The organism is Alkalibacterium sp. s-m-28 (assembly GCF_054658175.1).
Genome location: NZ_BAAGIQ010000242.1, coordinates 1 through 611, shown reverse-complemented (window position 1 = coordinate 611; position 611 = coordinate 1). Strand labels below are relative to the sequence as shown.

At 41.7% G+C, this 611-nt stretch carries 1 protein-coding gene; it reads left to right on the top strand.

The window, feature by feature from the left end:
- Window positions 1-186: 186 nt before the first annotated feature.
- Window positions 187-611 (top strand): reverse transcriptase domain-containing protein (locus ACYQ4S_RS12140; RefSeq protein ID WP_459771420.1); only part of this gene is annotated, 425 nt, incomplete at its 3' end.

The following is a 611-nucleotide window of genomic DNA, read 5'->3' as shown; positions in this document are numbered from 1 at the left end:
CAGACGTCATAGTACTAGCCTTATGGCTAGGAAGGACAGAACAATAACAATTTTGGAAATCAAGGAGGTGGATACGCCACCAGTATCGCAGCCAACATCGTGATTAAGTTCGTAGAGATGGCTACCTACAGAAGGATAAGCTGGAAGCAAAGAATATGTAGGAGTGCGTAGGGGCGTAACGCAGATATGAACAGACAAAATGATATCTCACTTATTGACCGAGTAGTCAGTAAAAACAACATGGAAAGAGCTATTCAAAAAGTCCTTAAAAACAAAGGAGCTCCCGGTGTAGACGAGATGACCGTTTATGAATTAGAGGAGCATATGCAGACCTATGGGTCAGCGATTGTCCAAAAATTGAAGAACGGAACTTATCAACCACAACCAGTTAAGCGTGTAAAAATACCCAAAGCAAATGGTGGGGTTCGACTATTAGGAATCCCAACGGTAAGAGACCGTGTCGTCCAACAAGCTATATTACAAGTGATTGACCCAATTATAGACCCCTATTTCTCAGAATATAGTTACGGCTTTCGTAAAGGTCGCAACGCTCACCAAGCAATTGAGCGAGTGATTGGTTATTATGAAGAAGGTTATAAGATAGTAGTAGA